Source organism: Janthinobacterium fluminis (genome assembly GCF_028595325.1).
Classification (GTDB): Bacteria; Pseudomonadota; Gammaproteobacteria; order Burkholderiales; family Burkholderiaceae_D; genus Janthinobacterium; species Janthinobacterium fluminis.
On sequence record NZ_JAQQXR010000002.1, the window covers coordinates 283814 to 306786 of the forward strand.

A 22973-nucleotide genomic window follows, 5' to 3' on the forward strand; every position below is an offset into this window, starting at 1 on the left:
CGTCTTCAGGCCGACAGCTTGTGCGGGTGCCGCGTCAGCAGCGGCGTGGCGTCGCCGACGATGTCGGACGGGGCGCGGCCGAACCAGCGCTTGCAGGCGCGGTAGAAGGCGCTGGGCTCGGAAAAGCCGAGCTGGAAACTGAGCATTTTCAGCGACAGCTCGCCGCTGTTGAGCGACTGCCGCGCCAGTTCGCGGCGCGTGTCGTCGACCAGCGCCGTGAAGCTGGTGCCTTCCTCGGCCAGGCGGCGCTGCAGCGTGCGTTCGCTCATCATCATGCGCGCGGCGACGTCGTCGCGCATGGGCGGCCCCTTCGGCAGCATGCAGGCCAGCAGCGCCTGGACCTTGGCGCTGAAGGTGGGCGGCTCGGCCCGCGCCAGGCTGGCCAGCACGGCGCCGCCGCTCAGCGGCGCCGCCTGCGGCAGCGCCATCACCATGTCGGTGTCGGCGAATTCCATGACGTTGTGCGGCATGTCGAAGCGCACCGGGCAGCCGAAGGTTTCCGCGTAGACGTGGGCATTGGCGGGCTGGGGAAACGCATATTCGACCACCACCGGGGTGGCGTCGTCGCGCCCGGAGGCGCAGCGCAGCGTGCGCAGCAGCACGCACCAGACGAAGTCGTAGCGCTGCTGCGGCACGGGGCGCTGGGCGCCCGGCAGCACCATGCCGACGCGGGTGTGGCCGTGGCAGCGTTCGATGGTGCTTTGCACGGTCGGCGAGACGAGCATGATGTGGCCCATGACGCCGAGCCAGCCGAGCCGGTGCGGCGTGGATATCTTCAGCCCCAGCAGCGGGTCGCCGGAGCTGTCGACCAGCAGTTCCCACAGGTGGCTCAGTTTGTCCGACAGCGTCAGCGCGTCGCAGGCCAGGCCGTCGCCCTCGTCCAGGCCGGCCTGCTTGAACAGGGCCTCGGCCTCGAAGCCGGAATTGGCCAGGCGCGACTTGACGCCGCGCACCAGGTGCAGTGCGGAAGAGTAGCTCATCGGGCCACCCGCGCCGCCAATGTACTGCGATCAATAAAGTGCATGAACAAGATCAATCTCCCTATGGTCGTCACGGCAATCGGCGCGGCTGCGGCGGCGCCGCCTCAGGGGGCGACGGCGGCGCGCAGGCGCAGGCCGATGCGCTCCTTGAGCCCCTGCAGCTTGGGGTCGATGTCGGCGCGGGTGTCGGCGGCGACACGCTCGCCCAGCAGTTTTTGCATCTCCGGCAGCATCGCCTCGAACTTGCGCTTGACGGGCGATTCGAGGATGGCCACCATCTGCCGCAGCTCGTCCTCGCTGAAGCGCTCGGCCAGCAGCGGCGCGACGGTGCCGGGGATCAGCTTTTGCGCGCTGGCGCGCACCGTCGGCGTGGCCTCGTCCATGAATTTCTTCGCCTCGCCGAGCACGTCCGCCAGCGCCGCGTCGCGCCGCTCCGGCGCCGCGCGCCCCTGCAGCATGGCGCGCGCCTGCTGCACGGCGTCGCCTACGGGCGCCTGCAACATGGCTTGGCCTATCGTGTCGATTTGCCACAACTGTAACACTTGTTGCACCAACTGCTGTTTGGCCGGCGCCACGGCGGCCGGCGCCGGCGCGGCCAGGGCGGCGCCGCACAGGGCCGCCAGCATGATTGTCAGGCTTGTTTTCAACATGGAAACCTCCTAGGGTGGGTATTAAAAATGTCTGTTGTAACTGACCCCGACATAGCGCACGCGGATGTCGCCGGCCACGTCATGGCCGGCGTAGGGGTTGTAGATGACGTTGAGAAAATTGTTGCAGTTCATATTGCAGTCGCTGTTGGCCGGCGTGTTGAAGCGCCCGATCAGGTAGCTGGCCGTCAGGTTCACATCGCTTTGCTTGCTCAGCTTGTAGTTCAGGCCGAAGCTGTACAGTTTGGTGTCCGGCAGCGGCGCGATCAGGTCGATCTTGTCGCCGGGGATGGAGCTTTTGCGCGGCTCGTAGCCGAAGCGCAGCGTCAGTTTCTCGGTGGGGAACAGTTGCAGGCCGTAACCCATGTTCAGCACGCTTTTATAGCCGCGCGGGATCTTCAACTGCCCCGAGTTCGGAATGCCGTACAGGCGCGCCACTTCCAGCAGCTTGATGCTCTGGTCGAACTGGAAGGTCAGCGCGTTCCAGTCGCCCCAGCGGGCGTAGCTGGCATCGACGTTGAGCTGGACATAGCGCAGCGGCTTCAGCTTGATGCCGACCTGCAGGTGGGCGGGGAAGGGGATGGTCGCCGTCAGGTTGCCCTTCTGCTCGCGCGGGATGGAGCTGGGGAAGCCGAGGACGGCGCCGACGATGGGGCCGAACAGGCTGCTGTTCATGCCGTTGACGAAGTTGCGCAGCATCGGCTCGGTGGTGAAGGTGTAGGTGCCGGTGTACTGGGTCTGCGCGCCGCCCTGGTAGACGGCGCCCACGGCGAACCAGTCGCGCGGTTCCCACAGCACGCCCAGGTTGATGGTGGGGTCGAACGGCGCCGTCATCTCCAGGCGCATCTTGGCGGCCTGCTTGAAGGGGTTCACCAGGCCCTCCTTGCCGCCGCCGCACAGGCCGACGCCGAAGGTGTCGAGGATGTTGCCGCCGTTCGTGGGGCACCAGCCCTGCTGGAATTTGCCGAAGATGCCCAGCAGGCTGTTGGGAAAGCGCATGTCGGTGTCGATGACGAAGGCCGAGTGGGCGATCGGCACGGCGACGCCGAAGCTGAGCGTGTCGGAAAACTTGTAGCCCACCGACGGCGCCGCGTACACCAGGCGCTGCAACTGCACCTGGCGGCCCTGGAAGCGGGCCGGGTCGTTCGGGTCGGTGCTGCGGTCTATGCTCATCGCCTGCGACATATAGCTTTGCGTGGCGAAGGTGAAGCGCGAGCCGGCCTTGTTGAAGGCCATGCCGACGCCGGGGATGAGGACGGCGGGCAGGCGCCAGCCGGGCTTGCCGTAACCGGGCACGTACATGCCCTGGCGCACCGGCCCGGTGCTCTGGCCGCTGACCGGGTCGTCGGTCCAGCCGCCGACGCTGAAGCCGGGCGGGGTGTGGAAGCGGGCGGTGCTGCGGATCGAGGCGCCGAAGGCGGAAAAGCTCTCGCTGTCGCCCTTCAGCCGGGCCAGCCCGGCCGGGTTGAAGTGGATCGAGTCGATGCCGGGCGGGTCGGCCGTGACGGCGTTGCCCAGCGCCATGGCGACGACGCTGGTGGTCAGGTTTTCCGTGATGGCCGCCCGCGCCGGCGGCGCCGCGGCTGCGACGGCGCCGGCCAGCAGCGGCCAGCATGCGTGAACGCGGCGGCGCATGTCAGAACGCCAGCGGCAGGTTCAGGTCGAGCGACAGGTTCGGCGAGTCGGCCGTCAGGCCCACGCCGACCGACAGGTTGACGGTGGTTTTCGGCGACACGCGGTAGCCCAGGCCCAGGTTCAGCATGCCCGAGGTTTGCATCAGCGTTTTCGCCGTCTTGCCGTCGGCGAAGGTCAGCTTCGAGCCGGCCGAGATCGCCTCCTGGAAGGACAACGTCGTCGAGATGCCGTAGGACAGGGCGTAGGCGAAGCCGAGGCCGAAGCCGATGCTGGCGCCGGGCGCGACGCGGGTCAGGATGCGCGTGTTGTTGACCTGCCACAGGTTCTTCGCCGGCAGGCTGGCCGTCACGTTGAGCGAGCCGAACAGGGCGACCGGGTCGACGATGCGGTTCACGTTCAGGCCGAGGCTGAAGGCCGCGACGCCGCTGCCGGTGGCCTGGCCGCTGCCGGCGATGACCTTGTACGGGCTGCGCCCGCTGGGCAGGCGCAGATTGCCCGTCAGCGTCAGGTTGGGGCGGTCGCGCCGCGCCGGGATCGGCTGCCAGCGCACGCCCAGGCCGATGTCGCCGATGGAGTTCGACAAGCCCTTGGCGCCGCGCGCCTCCGAGTACTTCGACAGCACGGGCAGGGTGAGGTTGGCGGTCAGGTTGTCGAGCACGCCGTAATCGGCCGAGAAGGTGTTGGTGACCGTGTGCGAGCTGGTGTTTTCGATCTCGAACAGCGTGATGTTGCCCGCCGACAGGTCGGAGATGATCTTTTCCTGGCCGATGTAGGTGTAGTTGAGGTCGTAGCCGAACTGGAACTGCTGGCTGCGGATCAGCGAGTATTGCTTGTCGACGGCGCTCAGGGTCTGCTTCAGCAGCGCCGTTTGCTCGCCTTCGCCCTCCTTCTTGGCCAGCGCGTCGCGCGCCGCGTCGGCGCTGGCCGGCTTCGCCTCCGGGCTTTCCTGGGCCGGCGCGGGAAGGGCCAGCAGCAGCAACGTGGCGGCGAGACAGACGGGCAGGGTGCGTATGGTCATCGTGGGTCCTTGTCGAAAAATGGTGGCGAAAATGGGCGGGGAAAGGCTTACTGGCGCCGCTGCCAGGTGCCGCTGACGCCGGAGTTGAGGGCGCGCTCCAGCAGGTGGCTCTGGTGCTCCAGCGGGCCGAGGCGGGCCTGCTTGGTGACGCGGTCCATGTCGACGACGCCCAGCTCCCGGTCGCTCAGCGCCAGTTGCGCCGGCAGCGGCTGGCCCTTGGCCGGGTAGACGATGAACAGGGTGTTCTTGTCCCACAGCGCGGCGAATTCCGCCACCGAAAAGGCGATGTTGCCGGACGAGGGGTCGGCCACGTAGACGACGCCGTCGCGTATGCCGCGCAGCACGACGAAGTGCTTGGCGCCGGCATAGTCGATCGGCACGATGGCCGGATGGGCCAGCGTCAGCAAGTCCTTGACCTCGGCGCGGAAGCCGGCGGCCTCGACGCCCAGCGCGGCCACATAGCGCTTCATGTCGAGCAGGGAAAAGCCGCGCCGCTCGATGATCTTTTCCTTCTCGCCCCGCTCCAGCATGCCCTCCATGGCCTGCTGCTCGGTCACCTGCATGCCGAGGTGGAAATTGAGGATGGTCACCAGCGCGGCCGAGCCGCAGCTGTAGTCGAAAGCCTGGCGCACGATGTGGCGGTATTTCAGTTCCGAATAGGGCTCCATCTGCACGGCCTGGCTGTAGGCGCCGCCGCCGAGCATGGTTTGCGGCATCTCGTACTGGCCCTTCGGCCTGTCCTTCGGCTCGTGCCGTTCGACCACGCCGGCGCCGGCGATCAGCGCGGCCAGCGCCCCCAGCAAGAGCATCAGCATGGCGCCCCCGGCACGGGCGCGGCCGGCGGCCGCGACGCGGCGATACGATACAGCCGTCCCCGAGGCGTCGGGCGCCCCTCGATTGTCTTCATCTTGTCTCCCGGTTTTCTAATTAGAACGGTCGTGCTTTATTAAGCCGACAATTGTTCTTTCTTTTTTTATAATTTATTAACGCATGATTTGCGCGGCAGCGGCAACCCAAAATATTAGATTCGCACCTCTAGCGTGTTTGCAAAAACTTATGCTAACGCAAACAACAGTGGCGCGACGCAGGCGCCACTCTGTCTGGCTCGCAAGGCCAAGCGCTTGGCTTTCCAGGCCAGACCGCGATGGTGGACCGGGGCCGGCGGCGCCTCCTATCATGAATTTAATTAATATTCACATAATATTAAGAGCCCGCGGCGGACCACCCGGCCGGGCCGGTGCGGCGCCCCTATCCGCGGCGCCGCAGCCGTCGCGGCACTGTCTGAAAGCACGGCTATTCCAGCCATCCAAACCAATACGGAGATAAACACCATGAAATTATTCAAGCAAAGCGCCATCGCCGCCATCCTGTCCACGCTCGCGCTGGGCGCTTCGGCCATGACGCCTATCCAGGACAGCGAGCTGAGCGCGGTCACCGGCCAGGACGGCGTGTCGATCACGGCCAACCTGAACGTCAAGATCGACTCCTTCGTCTACACCGACACGGACGCGGTGAACGCCTCGACCGGCCTGGGCGGCGGCTCGGTCAGCTTCAACGGCATCAAGGTCAACGGCCTGATCGCGGCCAGCATCGACATCCTCAGCCGCGCCTCCTTCCTGCAGGCGGCCGGCGCCGCCGGCGTGACCAACCCCGGCTCCTTCTACAACTCGCAGACCGGCGGCGACGTCGTGCAGATCGCCATTCCGACCGACGTCCAGGTCGCCACCGGCAAGTTCATCAACGTCGCGGTCGACGCGATCAAGATGGGCAACAGCGCCGCCTCGTTCGGCTCCCTGGCGCTGAACCAGCTCGACCTGCGCGGCACCCAGGTGTGGATCTGGGCGCACTGATGGCCCGCGGCGGCGCTGGCTTTCCAGGCCAGACGGTTGGCCCGGAAAGTCAGCGCGGCAAGCTGGACCGGCGCCGCCGCAGCCCATAAGATGGACTTGCAATCTTGAATGAATACCAAGGCGGCCAAGGGACTTTCCCCGGCGCCGCCGACCCGCGCAGCAACCATTCCAACTACGGAGACAAACACCATGAAACTGTTCAAACAAAGCGCCATTGCCGCCATCCTGTCCACGCTCGCGCTGAGCGCCTCGGCCATGACGCCGATCCAGGACAGCGAGCTGAGCGCGGTCACAGGCCAGGACGGCGTGTCGATCACGGCCAACCTGAACGTCAAGATCGACTCCTTCGTCTACACCGACACGGATGCGGTGGACGCCTCGACCGGCCTGGGCGGCGGTTCGGTCAGCTTCAACGGCATCAAGGTCAACGGCCTGATCGCCGCCAGCATCGACATCCTCAGCCGCGCCTCCTTCCTGCAGGCGGCCGGCGCCGCCGGCGTGACCAACCCCGGCTCCTTCTACAACTCGCAGACCGGCGGCGACGTCGTGCAGATCGCCATCCCGACCGACGTCCAGGTTGCCAACGGCAAGTTCATCAACGTCGCGGTCGACGCGATCAAGATGGGCAACAGCACCGCCTCGTTCGGTTCCCTGGCGTTGAACCAGCTTGACCTGCGCGGCACCCAGGTCTGGATCTGGGCGCACTAATCGCGCTTGTCCCGCCGGCATGCCGGCCGGCTCCCGATGGCGGGGCCGGCCGGCGTTTGCAAGCCGCCTAGGCGTCCCCGCCTTGGCGCCCGCCTAGGCGCTTGCCTCGTTCCCGATGGAATCATGATGACGACTCTCTTTCTTTCGCCGCAACGCCGTGCCGCCGCCATGCTGGCCGGCCTGGCCTTCGCGCTGCCGGCCGCGGCCCAGTTGCAGCGGCTCGACGACCAGGCCCTGTCGCGCGTGCACGGACAGGGTTTGCTGACGATGAGCAACGGCAGCCTGGGCGGCTTCGATTTCACCCGCATCGGCTTCGACGCCGACATCGCCCTGAGCGCCAATTTGCGCAATGTGCGCCTGGGCGAATACTCGCTGGCCGCGCGCAACGGCCTGGGCGCCGACATCGACATGCCGCTGCTGCAGTTCGGCCGCAGCGACGCCGGCGACGCGGCCCGTCTGGTACAGATCAGCAATCCCTATTTTGAATTCGTCTACCGCGGCGACGCCGCGGCGCGCGAAGTGATCGGCATGCGCATCGGCTTCGACGGCATCAGCGGCGACGTCGGCCTGAAGCTGGCCAGCCTGTCCGGTTCGCTGCGGGTGGGCGCCAGCGGCGCCGACGGCGCGCCGCTGCTGCTTGACTCGCGGCTGGACCCGGGCGGCGGCAAGCGCTGGGACGGCGCCTGCGCGGCGCCCTGTTTGCCCATGGCGCAACTGGGCGGCGTGCGGGCCGGCGACGCCAGCGGCCCGAGCCGCGATTTCTGGATTTCGATGTTGAAGACGGGCGTGCAATTCCAGGCGCCGGCCGGCAGCGCGCAATTGCCCGATCCGGCCCAGGCCGGCCTGTGGCTGAACTGGCGCGACCGGCTCGTCGCGCTGGGCGTGAATGGCGTCACGCCGCCGAACCTGCCGAAAGGACGCTGAGCATGCGCGCGCGCCTGGGCGCGGTCTGGCTGGCGGCGGCGTGCGCGCCGGCCGCCGCGCTGGAACCGCTGAACGACACGGCGCTGTCGGCCGTGCGCGGCGGTGACGGCATCAGCTTCGATGTGGCCGGATTTTCGATGTCGGGCGATGCCCGCGTGCGCTACAGCGCGACGCCGGCGAGCAGCTTATATGTGGAGAAAATGAGCGCTTCGCGCAGCGACGGCGCCGACCCGTTCGGCGATCCCTATCGGCTCGACATCGTCGCCGGCAAGGGCGCTCTGGCGGACGTGTTCCAACTGGACTTTCCGCGCAACGCGGCGGGCGAGCAGCGCTGGCAGTTCGCCTACGACTGGGGCGTGGCGGCCGACGGTATCGCGCGCGATGGCGGCAGCGTCGTCTTCAGGGACACCGTCTGGCGCGGCGGCGGCCTGCAGTTTTCCACGCCGCAGGGTAACGACGGCATCGCCTTCGGGCTGGCGCTGAACCTGGCGGTGGGCGAGCTGGCGCTGCGCCCGCGCGGCCGCGCCGAGGCCGGCGGACAACTGGCGCTGCGCGGCATCCGCCTCGGCGGCGTCGATGCCGACGGCAACTTCAACAATACCCCGTGGGCGCTGGCCGACGTCGCCGCGCAGCCGGCCGTCGTCAACGTGCTGACCGACGTCAACGGGCCGCGCCTGCACATCGGCATCGGCTGGCCGGACGCCCGCTTTGGCAACGGCGCGGCGCCGTCCGGCGGCCTGTCGATCGAGAACATTTCCTTTGCCGGCGCCGGCCAGCCCAGCGTCGACCTGGGCTCGTCGCGCATCGGCGCGATGCAGATCCAGTATCTTGATATCAGGTTCAAGCGCTGATATGGGCCGCCTGCCGCTGGCCGTGTGCAGCCTGTTCTGCGGCGCCGTCCTGGCGTCCGAGCCGCTGCGCCCGCTCGACGACCGCGAGCTGGCCGAGGTGCGCGGCGGCGACGGCATCAGCTTCGCCGCGCACATCGTGTTGAACGACCCGGCGCTGGTGGGCGCCGTCAGCGATAGCCGCCTGTCGCTGGGCTTCAAGGGCGACGGTCCGAGCAACTACCTGGTCATTAAAAACCTGCGCGGCGTCGTCGACATGTTCGCCGTCAGCGTCGGCGTGCACCAGCGGGGCGACGGCGGCGACTACATTGCGCTGGGCTTGCCCGGCTATATCCGCTACAGCAATTTCGGCTTTGAATCGCTGAGCGTGCAGGGCGACCCGCTGGCGCCGGTGACGGGCAGCCTGGGCAGCCTGAACATCCACGGCGCCGTGTCGATGCAGGGGCAGTTCCGCATGTGGGCGCATTGAGCGCGCCGATTAGAACGGCAGCGCTTGCTTGCTGAGGGCGACGGCGACGATGTAGCCGAACGCGGTCAGCGCGCCGGCGAAGGCCAGCACGCGCACGGTTTTGGTCTTGCCGAGTTTCAGCGCGAACGCGCCCAGCACGATGTACAGCAGCACCGCGACGACCTTGGCCGTGAGCCACGATTGCGCCAGCGGATACTGGCTGCTCCACACGGCCAGGCCGATGGCGCTGGCCAGCAGCAGGGTGTCGATCAAATGCGGCGCAATCTTCACCCAGCGCCGCTGCAGCATGGCCGAATCGTCCAGCATCCAGCAGCCGCGCACCAGGAAGAAAACGCCGCTGAGCATGGCGCAAGTGATGTGGAAGTGTTTCAGGGCGAAATAGCTCATCGTGCGGAATTCCTTAGTGGTATGGATGGCCGCCATCATCGGCTTTCGCGGACCGTTGCGCAAGCTGAATTTTGCGCCGTGGCCCGGCCATCAAAACATGCAGAAAGTAAGGTGTTGGCTATCCGTCCGCGCGGCGCTGGCGGCCGCCCGCATCAGGCAAAGATTTGCCGCAGGCTGAATCCGATTTGCAGCAGGCAGCAAATAATGATGATGGCTATTAAACCCAGATGGGTTTGTAAAGCCGGGCCGATTCTTTCTTTGGCTACCGCCTGCGGCGCCGGAATGGATTGAAATCGGATAGCCCGTCCGGTTAGCACCAGTAGCAGCATGGTAATCGGGAAGGATTGAATGTGTACATGCTGCGGAAAGAGTATCCAGGCAATGCCGAGGATGGCGGAGGCCAGCGCGGCGGCATCGCATAAAAGAACGGCGAAGCGTCTTTTTTGAAAACCTGCCAGCGGCGCGGCCAGCACGCCGTTTTCCCGCTTGGGCAAGCGGCCCAGGACCAACCATTTCGAACCGGACTTATCGACGACTATGTGCATTGCAAAGGTCTTTTCTTCTATTCAGTGTGGTAATGCATTACCTGATTTTTCCTGCCTGATCGGCGGCCGGCCGCCGACCAGGCAGGCAGGAAGGCTGGATCAAGCCGCCTTCATCCCGCTCGCCTTATGGCGCCGAGCAATACGAATTGTAGGCATACAGCGCGCCGGCGCCGATCATAATGCCGCCACCGAGCGCTTGTCCACCTGGGAACACGGAAATGCCGGCGCCGATGCCGCCGATGCCGCCCCAGAAACCAGCGGTGCTGGCGTATTGTCCCGGTGTCATGCTGTCCGAGCAGAAAGCGCGGCCGCCCGATACTTCTTGAATTTCATTAAATGATAAAGCTTGCATTCATACTCCAATAATTAATACAACATGGAAAATGTCCATGCTTCACTTCCTCAAGAAAAACGATACCGGTAAATATCATTTCCCCTTTCAGAACCGTATCCATGCCATGCCTGGATTGCATGACGTGAAATTAATCCGATGAATAGATATATCAGTTGAAACATTGCATTTTTAATATATCATCGTGGAAATATTGTGGTCAAGGAATTTTATTGAGCGATTCCAGGGGGCGATAGTCGTTATTTGTTTTATGGGGAAATGTAATGTTTATATTCGGAAAATGATTTGAATGTCGCGTCGCCGGTGATTATTTCACCGGCATGGCGGGCGGCCCTGGGCGCAAAAAAATACCCGCCGACCGTTTCCGGAAGGCGGGTGCAAAGGGTCAAGCGGTGCGCGGCGCGTCGTTTAAGCGGGTTCGCGCTGGATCTGGGCCGTGATCTCGTAGGAGCGCAGGCGGTGGGCGTGCTCGAAGATTTGCGAGGTGATCATCAATTCGTCGGCGCCGGTGCGCTCGATGAACGCCCGCAGTTGCGCCGCGACGGTGGCGGGGGCGCCGATGGCCGAGCAGGACAGCACGCTGTCGAGCATGGCTTTTTCCTGCGCGCCGATCTGCTCCAGATAGCCGGGCACGGGCGGCGGCAGGCGCGCCGGCCGGCCGCTGCGCAGGTTGACGAAGCCCTGCTGCATCGAGCTGGCGCGCAGTTGGGCGTCGGCGTCGGTGTCGGCGGCGCAGACGTTGAAGCCCAGCATCACATACGGTTTGGCCAGATGCGCGGAGGGCCGGAAGTTGGCGCGGTAAAAGGCCACGGCCTGCATCATTTGCTGCGGCGCGAAGTGGGAGGCGAAGGCGTAGGGCAGGCCGAGGTGGGCCGCCAGTTGCGCGCCGAACAGGCTCGAACCGAGTATCCACACGGGCACCTTGCTGCCCTGGCCGGGCACGGCCAGCACGCGCTGCCTGGGCGCGTCCGACAAATAGTCCATCAGTTCCTGCACGTCCTGCGGAAAGGCATCGGGGTCGGAGTCGAGCGTGCGCCGCAGCGCCCGCGCCGTGTGCAGGTCGGAGCCGGGCGCGCGGCCCAGGCCGAGGTCGATGCGGCCGGGGTGGAGCGCTTCCAGCGTGCCGAACTGTTCGGCGATCACCAGCGGCGCGTGGTTCGGCAGCATGACCCCGCCGGCGCCCACGCGTATCGTCGTCGTGCCGGCGGCGACGTGGGCCATGACGACGGCGGTGGCGGCGCTGGCGATGCCGGGCATGCCGTGGTGTTCGGCCAGCCAGTAACGCCGGTAACCCCAGCGTTCGCCGTGCCGGGCCAGGTCCAGCGCGTTGCGCAAGGCGGTGGCGGCGTCGCCCCCTTCGACGATGGGGGCGAGGTCGAGTATGGAAAATGGAATCATGCCTGGGATATCGGGACGGCGTGGCGAAACGCAATGGCGAACTTTGCTATTCCCCTGCGGCGCGCAGGGCCATCGGCGGACGTCGAGCCTTGCCGCCGGCGGCGCGGCGAACTTTCCGCCGACGCCCAAGTCTGACTGGTGTACTGAGTTCACCGGACGGGCGGCGCCGCATGCATTGCCAGGAATTATTCAAACCGGACGGGCGTCAGCTGACGCTGTACAGCCGCGCGCCGATCACGGCGCTGGCCGCCGCGCCCAGTCCGTTTGCCGAGCCGCTGGGCGCCAATCCGCATCTGCGCTGGCATCCGCTGCGCGGCGAGTGGGTCACTTACGCGCCGTACCGGCAGGAGCGCACTTTTCTGCCGCCGCCGCAATACAATCCGCTGGCCGCCACGCTCGACCCGCTCTATCCGACCGAGCTGCCGCGTGGCGACTACGACGTGGCCGTCTTCGACAATCGTTTCCCGGCGCTGGCGCTGGAGGCGCGCGCGCCGCCGCCGCTGATCGTGCCGACGGCCGCCGCGCGCGGCCACTGCGAGGTGGTGGTGTTCACGCAGGACGCGCGGGCCTCGCTGGGCGCGCTCGGCCTGGAGCACATCGAGTTGCTGCTGCAGGTGTGGGCGGCGCGCACGGCGCGGCTGGCGGCGCGCGCGCCCGTCGCCTATGTGCTGCCGTTTGAAAACCGCGGCGCCGAGGTGGGCGTCACGCTGCACCACCCGCACGGACAAATCTACGCCTATCCTTTCGTGCCGCCGGTGCCGCGGCGCATGCTGGAACAGGAGCGCGCCTTCTACGAGGAAAACGGCACGGCGCTGCTGGTCGACCTGGCCCAGCGCGAGGTGGCCAGCGGCGCGCGCCTGCTGTACCGGGGCCAGCACGCCGTGGCCTTCGTGCCCGTCTGCGCGCGCTATCCCTACGAGGTGTGGGTGACGCCGCTGGCCCAGGTCGGCCAGTTCGCCGCGCTGACGCCGCCGCAGCGGGCCGATCTGGCGCGCGCGCTGAAGACGGTGCTGCTGAAATACGAGGGGCTGTGGCAGCGCCCGTTCCCCTATTTGATGGCGTGGTATCAGGCGCCCACCGACGGCCAGCCGCATCCGGAGACGCAGTTGCACGCGCAGTTCTTGCCGCCTTACCGCACGCGCGAGCGCCTCAAATATCTGGCGGGAACGGAACTGGCGGCCGGCCTGTTCGCGATGGACGCGCTGCCCGAGGACAAGGCGCGCGAGTTGCAGCAGGTGGCCGTCAGCCTGGAGCCGCCATGACGGCGCCGGGCGAGCACGAGACGCGCGCCAAGCTGGCGCAGATGCGCCGCTGGCTGGAGCAGTCCGGCGCCGGCGCGCTGCGCTTGCGCGGCGTCGACTGGTTCGCCTGGGCCACGGCGGGCGGCTCGAACGCGGTGCTGCTGGCGGCCGAGGCCGGGGTTGCCGAGGTGCTGGTGACGGCCGCCGCCGCCTACCTGCTGACGGACCCGATCGAAGCGGCCCGGCTGCAGCACGAGGAGGTGCTGGCGCCGTGGACCTGGCAGGTGTCGCCGTGGGCGCAGCGCGAGTTGCGCGAGCATTTCGTGCAGCACGCGGCGGCCGGCGCGGTTGTGCTGAGCGACCGCCCGGGGCCGCGCGAGCACGCTTTGCCGGCCTGCGCGCGCGAGGCCCGCCTGGTGCTGGGGCCGCAGGAGCGCGAACGCTACCGGCGGCTGGGCCGGCTGGCGGCCGGCGCCGCCGGCGAGGCGCTGCGGGCGGCGCGGCCGCGCTGGAGCGAGCACGAGCTGGCCGGCGCGGCCGCCCATGCGCTGTGCGCGCGCGGCCTGCAGCCGGCGCTGGTGCTGGCGGCCGGCGAGGAGCGCCTGGCGCGCTACCGCCACCCGCTGCCGACGGCGCGGCCGCTGGGCCGGCGCGCGATGCTGGTGCTGTGCGCGCGCCGCCACGGCCTGTACGCGAACCTGACCCGCTTCGTCTGCTTCGGCGTCGGCGCCGACCCGCGCCAGGAGCAGTTGATGGCGCTGGAGGCGGTGGCGCTGGACGCCTGCGAGGCGGGCCAGCCGCTGTGCACGGTCTACCGCGCGCTCGACGGCGCCTACGCCTATGCCGGCTGGCCGGACGCGATCCTGCAGCACCACCAGGGCGGCATCACCGGCTATCTGGCGCGCGAGGTGCTGGCCACGGCGCACACGGAGATCACCCTGCGCGAGGGCATGGCGCTGGCCTTCAACCCCAGCCTGGACGGCATCAAGATCGAGGACACGTTTTTGCTGGAGGACGAGGCGCTGTGCAACCTGACCTTCGACCCGGACTGGCCGTGGGCCGAGGTGCAGGGGCGCCGCCGCCCGCTTTGCCTGGAGAGAGCATGATCAGCCTGCACGACTACTTTGGCGGCGCGCCGGCCGTGCGCGCGTCGGCGCCGGGCCGCGTCAACCTGCTCGGCGAGCACACCGACTACAACGAGGGCTTCATGCTGCCGACGGCGACGGCGCAGCGCACCGAGGTGGCGCTGGCGCCGGCCGCGGACGAGCATCACCAGTGGTATTCGGCGACGCTGGACCGGCATGTGCGCTTCGCGCGGGACGGCCACGCGCCGCCCGGTTTCGGCCGCTACATAGAGGGTTGCATCCGCATGCTGGAGGCGCGCGCCGTCGTCGTGCCGCCGCTGCGCCTCTACGTGCGCTCCGACGTGCCGGTCGGCGCCGGCCTGTCGAGCAGCGCGGCGCTGGAGCTGGCCACCCTGCGCGCGCTGCGCAGCCTGCTCGGGCTGGCGCTCGACGACGTCGTGCTGGCGCTGATCGGGCAGGAGGCCGAGGTGCGTTACGCGCAGGTCAATTGCGGCGTGATGGACCAGATGGCGGCCAGCCTGGCCGACAGCGAGCACATGCTGTTTCTCGACGCCCGCAGCCTGCAGTTCGCGCTGCTGCCGCTGCCGGCGGACGCGGAGTTGCTCGTCGTCGATTCCGGCGTCGCCCGCAGCCTGGCCGCCAGCAAGTACAACGAGCGCCGCCGCGAGTGCGAGGCGGCGGCGCGCCTGCTGGGCGTGGCGGCGCTGCGCGACGTCGCCGAGGTGGATCTGGTCGAGCGCCTGCCGCAGCCGTTGCGCCGGCGCGCGCGCCACGTGGTCAGCGAAAACCGCCGCGTGCTGCAGGCTTGCGCGCAGCCGGGCGCGGCCGAGTTCGGCCGCCTGATGCGCCAGTCGCACGCCAGCCTGCGCGACGATTACGAGGTGTCGATCGGCGAGCTGGACACGCTCGCCGAGTTGCTGTGCGCCCAGCCCGAGGTGTACGGCGCGCGCCTGACGGGGGCCGGCTTCGGCGGCGCCTGCGTGGCCCTGTGCCGGCGCGGCCAGGGCGCGGCGGCCGGGCGCGCCGTGCTGGCGCGCTACAACGCCGGCGCCCGCCAGGGGCGCGTGTTGCTGCCGCTGCCCGCGCAGCAAGCTTGATCCAGTTAAAGCTGCGGCCGGGAACCGGGAGGGCGGCGGAACCACGGCCGCCGGAGCGGCTCCAACAGGAAACCCCCATGCGGGCGCAGCCACACACAACGAGGAGACAATGTCCGAGTTCGCCTATCCCCGGCCGCAACTGGTGCGCGAGCACTGGCAGTCGCTCAACGGCGCGTGGCGCTTCGCTTTCGACGACGCGCGGCGCTACCGCCTGCCGGCCGACCCGATTGCCTGGACGCACGACATCATCGTGCCGTTTCCGCCCGAGTCGGCGGCCAGCGGGGTGGGCGAGCGGGGCTTCCACAGCGTCTGCTGGTATCAGCGCGAATTCGACATCGCGCCGGGGCCGCAGCGCGTGCTGCTGCATTTCGGCGCCGTCGACTACCGCGCCAAGGTCTGGGTCAACGGCCACGTCGTCGCCGAGCACGAGGGCGGCCACACGCCCTTCGTGGCCGACATCGGCGACGTGCTCAACGGCGACGGCCGCCACACGCTCACCGTCTACGTCGAGGACGATCCGCACGACCTGGCCAAGCCGCGCGGCAAGCAGGACTGGCAGCTGGAGCCGCATTCGATCTGGTATCCGCGCACCACCGGCATCTGGCAAACCGTGTGGCTGGAGCGGGTCGCGCGGACCTATATCCAGAAGCTGCGCTGGACGCCGATTTTCGAGGGCTATGAAATCGGCTGCGAAATCGTCGCCGGCGGCGACGTCGAGCCGGACCTGATCGTCGAGGTGCGCATCTGGCACGGCGCCAGCCTGCTGGCCGACGACCAGTACACGCTGCTGGGCAACGAGGCGAACCGCAAGATCGCGCTGTCCGACCCGGGCATCGACGATTCCCGCAACGAGTTGCTGTGGAGCCCGGAGCGGCCGACGCTGCTCGACGCCGAAGTCCGCCTGCGCCTGGGCGGGCAGGTGCTCGACACGGTGCGCTCGTACACGGCGCTGCGCTCGGTGGCGATCAACCGCGACCGCTTCATGCTCAACGGCCGGCCCTATCCGCTGCGGCTGGTGCTGGACCAGGGTTACTGGCCCGACACCTTGCTGGCGGCGCCGTCGGACGCGGCGCTGCGCCGCGACGTCGAGCTGGCCAAGGCGCTCGGCTTCAACGGCGTGCGCAAGCACCAGAAAATCGAGAACCCGCGCTATCTGTACTGGGCCGACCGGCTCGGCCTGCTGGTGTGGGAGGAGATGCCGTCGGCCTACCGCTTTTCGACGCGCGCCATCACGCGCATGGTGCGCGAATGGACCGAGGTGATCGAGCGCGACTACAGCCACCCCTGCGTGCTGGTGTGGGTGCCGTTCAACGAGTCGTGGGGCGTGCCGAACCTGACGGCGATCCAGGCCCACCGCAACGCCGTCGAGGCCCTGTACCACCTGACGCGCACGCTGGACGCGACGCGGCCCGTGATCGGCAACGACGGCTGGGAAGCCTCGGCCACGGACATCCTCGGCATCCACGACTACGACTGCGACCCGGAGCGGCTGCAAGCCCGTTACGCCATCTCGGACAGCTCGCGCACGATCCTGTTCGACCAGCGCCGCCCGGGCGGGCGCATCCTCACGCTGGACGGTTTTCCGCACCGCGGCCAGCCCATCGTGCTCACCGAGTTCGGCGGCATCGCCTTCAGCAAGGCGGCCGGCGCCGCCACCTGGGGCTATTCGCGGGTGGGCAGCGAGGCCGGCTTCCTCGACCTGTACCGGCGCCTGCTGGCGGTGGTCAACACGGCGCAGTTGTTCAGCGGCTTTTGCTACACCCAGTTCGCCGACACCTTTCAGGAGGCCAACGGTTTGCTGTATGCGGACCGCACGCCGAAGGTCGAACTGGATTTGCTGTGCGCGGCCACGCGCAACGAGAAAATCGATTGAGGCGGGCGGCGGGCCGCCGGCCTTTCATTGGAGGTGACATGGATGCTGCGTTGCACTGGGGGGCGGCATGAGCGGGGCCGACGACGCCGCGGCCGCGCCCTTCCTGTCGTATTGGCAAGCCGGTTACGAGGGCGCCGACCATGTCACGCGCGCGGGGCGGGCGCTGTCGATGAACGAGGCCAGCGGCCATCTGGCGCGCGTGCGCGAGGATTACGCGCTGCTGCGCCAGTTCGGCATACGCACGGTGCGCGAGAGCGTCGGCTGGCGCCTGGTCGAGCGCGACGGCCGCTTCGATTTTTCCCCGCTGGCCGAGCGCGCCCGCGTGGCGCGCGAGCTGGGCTTGCAGATTTACTGGACCTTCAAGCATTACGGCTGGCCGCCCGACATCGACCTGTTCGGGCCGCAGTTCGTCGCGCGCTTCGCGCGCTTTTGCACGGCCGTGTGCGAATACCTGGCGCCGTTCGGCGGCGCCGCGCCGGTGTACTCGCCGATCAATGAAATCTCCTTCACGAGCTGGGGCTTGTCGGTGCACATGTTCCACGGCGTCGACATGGGCCGGCCCGATCCGGGCCGGGACGGCAAGCGGCAACTGGTGCGCGCCGCCATCGCCGGCTGCGACGCGATCTGGGCCGTCGAGCCGCGCGCCCGCATCCTGCATTGCGACCCGCTGATCCACGTGATCGCGCCGCCGGGGCGGCCCGACTGGGCAGCCTCGGCGGCGCAGTGGCGCGAAGCGCAGTTCGAGGCCTGGGACATGCTGTGCGGGCGCAGCGAGCCGGAGCTGGGCGGCGCCGAGCGCTACCTCGACTTGATCGGCTTGAACTATTACCACAGCAACCAGTGGGAAAGCGGCAGCAATCTGCGCCTGTGGTGGCACCTCGGCGAGCCGCGCCGCATGCCGCTGCACGCCTTGTTGCTGGAGGTGCAGCGGCGTTACCGCCGGCCCGTGCTGCTGGCCGAAACCAGCCACGTCGGCAGCGGCCGCGGCGCCTGGATACGCGAGATGGCGCAGCAGGCGGCCTTGACGCACCAGCACGGCGGCGACCTGCGCGGCATATGCATCTATCCGATCATCGACCGGCCGGACTGGGAGGACGAGAATTTCTGGCACCACAGCGGCCTGTGGGATGTCAGTGTGAGCGGGCCGGAGCGCTTGCGGCGCGTGCTGTCCGAGCCTTATGCGATGGGGCTGCGCCAGGCCATGAGCTTGACGCGGCGCCTGTGTTCAACGTATGCGCCACCGGGGCGGGAAGGAGCTGGCATGAGGACTATCATCGTTTTCTCTCATCTTCGTTGGAACTTCGTCTACCAGAGGCCGCAGCAATTGCTGTCGCGGCTGGCGCAGTTTTACCATGTGCTGTTCGTCGAGGAGCCCATCCTGCGCGAGGGCGCGCCCCACTTGATGCTGTCGACGCCGGCGCCGAACGTGACCCTGTGCCAGCCGCAGACGCCGGTGCCGGCGCCCGGCTTCCACGACGACCAGTTGGCCGTGCTGCAGTCGCTGCTGAGCGAGGTGGCGCCGGACGAGGACCCGATCGTCTGGTTCTACACGCCGATGGCCTTGCCGCTGCTGCCGCAACTGCATCCGCACCTGGTCGTCTACGATTGCATGGACGAGCTGGCCGCGTTCAGGAATCCGCCCAAGCAGTTGCTGCAGCGCGAGACGGCCTTGCTGGCGCGCGCCGACCTGGTGTTCGCCGGCGGCCCCAGCCTGTTCGAGGCCAAGCGGGGGCGCCATCCGCACACCCACTGTTTTGCCAGCAGCGTCGACGTCGTGCATTTCGAGCAGGCGCTGGACCGCCACAACGGCCATCCGGCACACCTGAACATCCCGGCGCCGCGGCTCGGCTACTACGGCGTCATCGACGAACGCTTCGATCCGGCGCTGGTGGCGGCCCTGGCCGACGCCCACAGCAATTGGCAGATCGTGCTGGTCGGCCCGGTGCTGAAGATCGACCCGGCCAGCCTGCCGCAGCGGCAAAACATCCATTACCTCGGCCAGCAGCCCTACCAGGCGCTGCCGCACTTCCTGGCCGGCTGGGACGTTTGCCTGCTGCCGTTCGCGCTGAACGAGGCGACCCGTTTCATCAGCCCGACCAAGGTGCTGGAATACATGGCGGCGCAACTGCCCATCGTCAGCACGGCCATTACCGACATCGCCGTGCCGTATGGCGACGTGGTCGCGATCGCCGCCGACGCGGCCGGCTTCGTGCGCGCCTGCGAGGAAGCGCTGGCGGCCACGCCGCAGCAGCGCGCCGCGGGCGCCGCGCGCATGGCCGCCGTCGTCGCCGCCACTTCGTGGGACGCGACGGTGGAGCAGATGCGCGCGCTGCTGGAGTCGACCAGGCCGGGCCAGGGCGCGCGCGCCGGCGCGGCGGCGGCGCCGGCCGCGGCCGCCGCGGCGCCGGCGGCCACCGTCAATCCGCTGCGCGCGCCCAAGGCGCCGGCGGCGGTGCAGTGCGCCATCATCGGCGCCGGTCCGACCGGCCTGAGCGCCGCCTACCACCTGGGCCCGGACACGCTGTTGCTGGAGCGGCATGCCAGCGTCGGCGGCTGGTGCCGTTCCATCAGCGACGCCGGTTTCACCTTCGACCACGCCGGCCACATCATGTTTTCGACCGATCCGTATGTGCTGGAGCTGTACGGCCTGCTGCTGGGAGCGAATATGCACTGGCAAAACCGCGAGGCCTGGATATACAGCAAGCACGTCTACACGCGCTACCCCTTCCAGGGCGCCTTGTACGGTTTGCCGCCGGCCGTCATCAAGGAATGCCTGGTCGGCGCCATCCAGGCCCGCTTCGGCGCCTTGCGCGCGGCGCCGGCCTGCGCCCCGCTCAAGCCGGTCGACGACTGCTGCGGCGACGGCGCCGACCTGGGCGGCGCGGCGCAGGCGGCGCCGGCCCGGCCGGAGCCGCGCAATTTCGAGCAATTCATCGAGCAGGTCTGGGGCGCCGGCATCGCCAAACATTTCGCCTTGCCGTACAACCGCAAGCTGTGGACGGTGCCGTTGGCGGAAATGGAAACGTCGTGGCTGGGCGGGCGGGTGCCGCTGCCGGACCTGGAGGAAATCATCGAAGGCGCGCTGGAACCGGTGGCGCGGCCGATGGGGCCGAACGCGCGCTTCGGCTATCCGCTGCGGGGCGGCTTCCAGGCCCTGATGTCGGCCTTCCTGCCGCACATCCGTGGCAAGGTCGAGCTCAACGCGGAGGTCGTGCAACTGCTGCCGCTCCAGCACGTGCTGGCGCTGGCCGACGGCCGCCGCTACCGCTACCGCCAACTGATCAGCACGATGCCGCTGCCGGAACTGGTGCGGCTGATAGGCGAGCAGGCTCCGGCCGAGGTGCGGGCCGCCGCGCGCGCCTTGCGCCACGTGTCGGTGCGCTGCGTCAACCTTGGCGTCGCGCGCGAGCACATCACCGACAAGCATTGGGTCTACTATCCCGAGGAGACGATTTTCCACCGCATTTTCGTCCAAGGCAACGCCAGCCCGTATTGCAACCCGCCGGGCGGCTTCGGCCTGAGCTGCGAGATATCCTATTCGCCGAGCAAGCCGCTGCCGCTGAGCGGCGCGGCGTTGGTGGCGCGCTGCATGGCCGATTGCATCAAGGTCGGCATGCTGCGGCCGGACGACCAGTTGCTGGCGGCCAACCAGGTCGACATGCCGTATGCCTATGTCATCTACGACCATGCCCGCGCCGCCAATGTGGCGCTGGTGAAGGCGTGGCTGGCCGGCCACGACATCGTGCTGGCCGGGCGCTACAGCGAGTGGGAATACTACAACTCGGACCATGCCTTCCTCGCCGGCAGGAAGGCGGCCCAGGCGGTCGATGCCGAGGCCGGCGGCGCCCAGCAGAACGTGTTGGGCGATTAGCGTGGCTGGGGGCGGCGGGCGGTATGGCCGCAGCTCCCCGTCAAGGGCGGCGCCGGCTACATCGGCGCGCACATGATGCGGCGCCTGTGGCGGGCCGGCAATGGCACTGCCCGCCGGCGTATGCGGATCTGCGTCCGATCCTGCGGCGCGCGTGGGCGTGGAAATTGCGTTTGTCGGAAAACGCCGAGACGAAAACAGGCCCGGCGTCGCCGCCGTGCCTGCCTTGCAGCGCGCCGTCTTAGTAGCGTTGGATGATGCCGTTTGCCACGCGGACCCGGTCGCCGATCTGGAATGCGGGCTGCGACTGCTGCGTGATGACTTTGCTGCTGCCGTCGTCGAGGCGCAGCGTGACGCGATAGGCGACGTCGGCGGACGAGCCCGCCCCTCCCAGCGTGCCCGAGGTGCCGGACTGGCTGGTGCTGCCGGACGAGTCCATGCTGCCGGCCTGTGCGCGGGGAATGCTTTCGATCGACTGCACCACGCCCTGCATCGACATCGTGGAAGCCTGGCTGGTGTCGGCGGCGGATGTGCCGCTGGCCTGGTAGCTGCTGCCGGCCATGGAAGAACCATAGGGCTCGCCGGTGGCGCCGATGCGCTCGTCCGTGCTGCTGCAGGCGCCCAGCGCGGCGCACATCAATCCCGCCAATACCGTGTAGCTTTTCGTTCCCATAATAATCTCCTTATTCAAATTTCCGCTCAGAATTTGTTGGCAAAATTTTATTTAATACACTGCTCCATTATTCAAGACATTCTGCATGACATTATCAAGTAGATATTAATAGTTCGGCTGCCCCCGGCTTGGCCGGATCGCTTCGCCCGCGCCGCTAAGGTAAGAGGGGAAAGCCGGTCCGATGTTCACGCGATCCCAGTTTCAGGTTGAGCTGCATCAAGCGAATTAATGCTTATTTTCACGTATAGCGCCTTGCATCGGCGGGAGATCAAGGGCCTGAATATCGCCTTGGAAACAATTGAGGAACGTCAAATTATTCAATTGAAGACGGCGCAATAATTTGATTTTTGGAAATCCGGGAATATGAAAATGCCTACACGGACGAGTGAAAAAATCATCGAAGATTTAATTATTGCAGTGTATGGTCCGGCGCCTGAACCGCGCCGGCAATACCAGCTGGCGCAGAGCCTGCACGCACTGGTGAGATTGGCGAAAACCGAGCAGTTACGCGAGCTGAAAGCGGATGTCGAGCGCGCGGCCGGGGCGGCGGCGGGTTCCGGCAGCCGGCGCGAAACCCGGACCATCTTGCGCAAGATCGGCATGAATTGCAACGCCAGGCAGGGGCAGTTTCAGTTCGACAAGGAAGACAGCGCCAGGTCGGAATAAGCGAGGCGGCGCGGCTGGGGCGGCGCCGTTTTTCAGGAGTGGAAGGCGCGCTCCGCCTTGGGCCAGTATGCCCACAGCAAGGCGGCGGCCAGCGTGCCGGCGCTGCAATCGACCAGCCAGTCGGCGACCGTGCCGTGCCGGTACGGGAAAAAACTCTGCACCACCTCGTCGAGGGCGCCCATCAGCGCGATCGTCGCCAGCGACTGGATGGCGCGGCGGGACGGCGTGCCCGGGGTGCCGCTGAACAGGAGGAAGGTCAGGCCGGCGTATGCGATCGAGTGCAGTACGAGGCCGGAAGCGAAATTGGCGATTTCGGCCCGCGCGCGCGGCAGCGATCCCAGAATCAAGATCAGCAGGTAGAGCACAATGGCGCTGCGATAGCGCAGTTGTTGATGGCGCGACGAAATGAGCAGCGTGGCGATGGTGTGGCGCATGGTCGGTGGCAGGGGGAAAAGGGGAACAATAGCATGTTGCCAGGCAAAAAAAAGCCCGCTGGTGAAAGCGGGCCAAAAACCCAAAGAGGGTCAAGAGTCGGAAACCTGCAACGCGGTGGCGCTTCGCAGTTGAAACGCCACCAAAAAAGGGTTGGTGTGCCGCTACGTAGCGAGACAGCACACCTGGCTGCAATCACGCATATCGGTTGCGTGTAGTGCAGATGTGACCAGCATAAGGGATGAAGATGACACGGCTATGACACAGCGCAACAAAT

At 67.6% G+C, this 22973-nt stretch carries 22 protein-coding genes; 11 read left to right on the forward strand and 11 right to left on the reverse strand.

Going from position 1 to position 22973, the window contains the following annotated elements; translation table 11 throughout:
• Positions 1–5 precede the first annotated feature (5 nt).
• The 5 genes from OIK44_RS07050 to OIK44_RS07070 form a co-directional block, all read right to left on the reverse strand.
• The gene (locus OIK44_RS07050; protein ID WP_273670017.1) at positions 6–980 is read right to left on the reverse strand and encodes an AraC family transcriptional regulator; all 975 of its coding nucleotides are present in this window, start codon (positions 978–980) and stop codon (positions 6–8) included.
• A gap of 104 nt (positions 981–1084) precedes the next feature.
• A complete protein-coding gene (locus OIK44_RS07055; protein WP_273670018.1) occupies positions 1085–1630 on the reverse strand; it encodes a DUF2059 domain-containing protein in 546 nt (181 codons plus the stop codon).
• A gap of 21 nt (positions 1631–1651) precedes the next feature.
• Positions 1652–3262 carry an OmpP1/FadL family transporter gene (locus OIK44_RS07060; protein WP_273670019.1) on the reverse strand — a complete coding sequence of 537 codons (1611 nt, stop codon included), beginning with the start codon at positions 3260–3262 and terminating at the stop codon, positions 1652–1654.
• A gap of 1 nt (position 3263) precedes the next feature.
• Positions 3264–4280 carry a transporter gene (locus tag OIK44_RS07065; RefSeq protein WP_273670020.1) on the reverse strand — a complete coding sequence of 339 codons (1017 nt, stop codon included), beginning with the start codon at positions 4278–4280 and terminating at the stop codon, positions 3264–3266.
• A gap of 47 nt (positions 4281–4327) precedes the next feature.
• Entirely contained in the window at positions 4328–5095 is a 768-nt protein-coding gene (locus OIK44_RS07070) for a C39 family peptidase (RefSeq protein WP_273670021.1), read from the reverse strand.
• 516 nt (positions 5096–5611) lie between these two features.
• On the opposite strand from OIK44_RS07070, the gene OIK44_RS07075 reads away from it, so the two are divergent.
• The 5 genes from OIK44_RS07075 to OIK44_RS07095 all read left to right on the forward strand — a co-directional run bounded on the left by OIK44_RS07075 (position 5612) and on the right by OIK44_RS07095 (position 9079).
• Positions 5612–6130, forward strand: a complete 519-nt coding sequence (locus OIK44_RS07075) for a DUF6160 family protein (protein ID WP_273670022.1) — start codon at positions 5612–5614, stop codon at positions 6128–6130.
• A 189-nt stretch (positions 6131–6319) separates the two neighbouring features.
• Positions 6320–6838 (forward strand): DUF6160 family protein, encoded by a 519-nt coding sequence (locus OIK44_RS07080; RefSeq protein ID WP_273670023.1) that lies wholly within the window; start codon positions 6320–6322, stop codon positions 6836–6838.
• A 123-nt stretch (positions 6839–6961) separates the two neighbouring features.
• Positions 6962–7762 (forward strand): hypothetical protein, encoded by an 801-nt coding sequence (locus OIK44_RS07085; protein WP_273670024.1) that lies wholly within the window; start codon positions 6962–6964, stop codon positions 7760–7762.
• 2 nt (positions 7763–7764) lie between these two features.
• Entirely contained in the window at positions 7765–8613 is an 849-nt protein-coding gene (locus OIK44_RS07090; protein ID WP_273670025.1) for a hypothetical protein, read from the forward strand.
• Between the two features lies 1 nt (position 8614).
• Positions 8615–9079: a hypothetical protein gene (locus OIK44_RS07095; protein WP_273670026.1), complete on the forward strand. Its 465-nt coding sequence runs from the start codon at positions 8615–8617 to the stop codon at positions 9077–9079.
• A gap of 9 nt (positions 9080–9088) precedes the next feature.
• On the opposite strand, the gene OIK44_RS07100 is transcribed toward OIK44_RS07095, so the two are convergent.
• The 4 genes from OIK44_RS07100 to OIK44_RS07115 form a co-directional block, all read right to left on the reverse strand.
• Positions 9089–9466 carry a SirB2 family protein gene (locus tag OIK44_RS07100; RefSeq protein ID WP_273670027.1) on the reverse strand — a complete coding sequence of 126 codons (378 nt, stop codon included), beginning with the start codon at positions 9464–9466 and terminating at the stop codon, positions 9089–9091.
• A gap of 152 nt (positions 9467–9618) precedes the next feature.
• Positions 9619–10011, reverse strand: coding sequence for a hypothetical protein (locus tag OIK44_RS07105; protein ID WP_273670028.1), 393 nt, complete (start codon positions 10009–10011; stop codon positions 9619–9621).
• 124 nt (positions 10012–10135) lie between these two features.
• Entirely contained in the window at positions 10136–10363 is a 228-nt protein-coding gene (locus OIK44_RS07110) for a hypothetical protein (RefSeq protein ID WP_273670029.1), read from the reverse strand.
• A 408-nt stretch (positions 10364–10771) separates the two neighbouring features.
• A complete protein-coding gene (locus OIK44_RS07115; RefSeq protein WP_273670030.1) occupies positions 10772–11761 on the reverse strand; it encodes an LLM class flavin-dependent oxidoreductase in 990 nt (329 codons plus the stop codon).
• Positions 11762–11931: 170 nt separating this feature from the next.
• Here OIK44_RS07115 and galT point away from each other — a divergent pair, with 170 nt between their 5' ends.
• From galT to OIK44_RS07140, 5 genes are all read left to right on the forward strand, one after another.
• Positions 11932–13023 (forward strand): galactose-1-phosphate uridylyltransferase, encoded by a 1092-nt coding sequence (gene galT, locus OIK44_RS07120; protein WP_273670031.1) that lies wholly within the window; start codon positions 11932–11934, stop codon positions 13021–13023.
• Positions 13020–14108 (forward strand): M24 family metallopeptidase, encoded by a 1089-nt coding sequence (locus OIK44_RS07125; RefSeq protein ID WP_273670032.1) that lies wholly within the window; start codon positions 13020–13022, stop codon positions 14106–14108. Before galT ends, OIK44_RS07125 begins: the two co-directional genes overlap by 4 nt.
• Complete coding sequence (gene galK, locus OIK44_RS07130) at positions 14105–15184, forward strand: galactokinase (RefSeq protein ID WP_273670033.1); 1080 nt, start codon at positions 14105–14107, stop codon at positions 15182–15184. Before OIK44_RS07125 ends, galK begins: the two co-directional genes overlap by 4 nt.
• Positions 15185–15293: 109 nt before the next feature.
• On the forward strand, positions 15294–17057 hold the full coding sequence (locus tag OIK44_RS07135; protein WP_273670034.1) for a glycoside hydrolase family 2 protein: 1764 nt from the start codon (positions 15294–15296) through the stop codon (positions 17055–17057).
• Between the two features lie 67 nt (positions 17058–17124).
• Positions 17125–20928: an FAD-dependent oxidoreductase gene (locus tag OIK44_RS07140; RefSeq protein ID WP_273670035.1), complete on the forward strand. Its 3804-nt coding sequence runs from the start codon at positions 17125–17127 to the stop codon at positions 20926–20928.
• Positions 20929–21166: 238 nt separating this feature from the next.
• On the opposite strand, the gene OIK44_RS07145 is transcribed toward OIK44_RS07140, so the two are convergent.
• Positions 21167–21598: a hypothetical protein gene (locus tag OIK44_RS07145; RefSeq protein ID WP_273670036.1), complete on the reverse strand. Its 432-nt coding sequence runs from the start codon at positions 21596–21598 to the stop codon at positions 21167–21169.
• Between the two features lie 369 nt (positions 21599–21967).
• On the opposite strand from OIK44_RS07145, the gene OIK44_RS07150 reads away from it, so the two are divergent.
• The gene (locus tag OIK44_RS07150) at positions 21968–22264 is read left to right on the forward strand and encodes a hypothetical protein (protein ID WP_273670037.1); all 297 of its coding nucleotides are present in this window, start codon (positions 21968–21970) and stop codon (positions 22262–22264) included.
• Between the two features lie 32 nt (positions 22265–22296).
• Here the strand turns inward: OIK44_RS07150 and OIK44_RS07155 are convergent, their stop codons facing one another.
• Positions 22297–22698, reverse strand: a complete 402-nt coding sequence (locus tag OIK44_RS07155; RefSeq protein ID WP_273670038.1) for a VanZ family protein — start codon at positions 22696–22698, stop codon at positions 22297–22299.
• Positions 22699–22973 lie beyond the last annotated feature (275 nt).

Coding starts and splice junctions, on each gene's coding strand:
- OIK44_RS07050 (WP_273670017.1), bottom strand. CDS start 980: ATGAGCTACTCTTCCGCACTGCACCTGGTGCGCGGCGTCAAGTCGCGC.
- OIK44_RS07055 (WP_273670018.1), bottom strand. CDS start 1,630: ATGTTGAAAACAAGCCTGACAATCATGCTGGCGGCCCTGTGCGGCGCC.
- OIK44_RS07060 (WP_273670019.1), bottom strand. CDS start 3,262: ATGCGCCGCCGCGTTCACGCATGCTGGCCGCTGCTGGCCGGCGCCGTC.
- OIK44_RS07065 (WP_273670020.1), bottom strand. CDS start 4,280: ATGACCATACGCACCCTGCCCGTCTGTCTCGCCGCCACGTTGCTGCTG.
- OIK44_RS07070 (WP_273670021.1), bottom strand. CDS start 5,095: ATGCTGATGCTCTTGCTGGGGGCGCTGGCCGCGCTGATCGCCGGCGCC.
- OIK44_RS07075 (WP_273670022.1), top strand. CDS start 5,612: ATGAAATTATTCAAGCAAAGCGCCATCGCCGCCATCCTGTCCACGCTC.
- OIK44_RS07080 (WP_273670023.1), top strand. CDS start 6,320: ATGAAACTGTTCAAACAAAGCGCCATTGCCGCCATCCTGTCCACGCTC.
- OIK44_RS07085 (WP_273670024.1), top strand. CDS start 6,962: ATGATGACGACTCTCTTTCTTTCGCCGCAACGCCGTGCCGCCGCCATG.
- OIK44_RS07090 (WP_273670025.1), top strand. CDS start 7,765: ATGCGCGCGCGCCTGGGCGCGGTCTGGCTGGCGGCGGCGTGCGCGCCG.
- OIK44_RS07095 (WP_273670026.1), top strand. CDS start 8,615: ATGGGCCGCCTGCCGCTGGCCGTGTGCAGCCTGTTCTGCGGCGCCGTC.
- OIK44_RS07100 (WP_273670027.1), bottom strand. CDS start 9,466: ATGAGCTATTTCGCCCTGAAACACTTCCACATCACTTGCGCCATGCTC.
- OIK44_RS07105 (WP_273670028.1), bottom strand. CDS start 10,011: ATGCACATAGTCGTCGATAAGTCCGGTTCGAAATGGTTGGTCCTGGGC.
- OIK44_RS07110 (WP_273670029.1), bottom strand. CDS start 10,363: ATGCAAGCTTTATCATTTAATGAAATTCAAGAAGTATCGGGCGGCCGC.
- OIK44_RS07115 (WP_273670030.1), bottom strand. CDS start 11,761: ATGATTCCATTTTCCATACTCGACCTCGCCCCCATCGTCGAAGGGGGC.
- galT (WP_273670031.1), top strand. CDS start 11,932: ATGCATTGCCAGGAATTATTCAAACCGGACGGGCGTCAGCTGACGCTG.
- OIK44_RS07125 (WP_273670032.1), top strand. CDS start 13,020: ATGACGGCGCCGGGCGAGCACGAGACGCGCGCCAAGCTGGCGCAGATG.
- galK (WP_273670033.1), top strand. CDS start 14,105: ATGATCAGCCTGCACGACTACTTTGGCGGCGCGCCGGCCGTGCGCGCG.
- OIK44_RS07135 (WP_273670034.1), top strand. CDS start 15,294: ATGTCCGAGTTCGCCTATCCCCGGCCGCAACTGGTGCGCGAGCACTGG.
- OIK44_RS07140 (WP_273670035.1), top strand. CDS start 17,125: ATGAGCGGGGCCGACGACGCCGCGGCCGCGCCCTTCCTGTCGTATTGG.
- OIK44_RS07145 (WP_273670036.1), bottom strand. CDS start 21,598: ATGGGAACGAAAAGCTACACGGTATTGGCGGGATTGATGTGCGCCGCG.
- OIK44_RS07150 (WP_273670037.1), top strand. CDS start 21,968: ATGCCTACACGGACGAGTGAAAAAATCATCGAAGATTTAATTATTGCA.
- OIK44_RS07155 (WP_273670038.1), bottom strand. CDS start 22,698: ATGCGCCACACCATCGCCACGCTGCTCATTTCGTCGCGCCATCAACAA.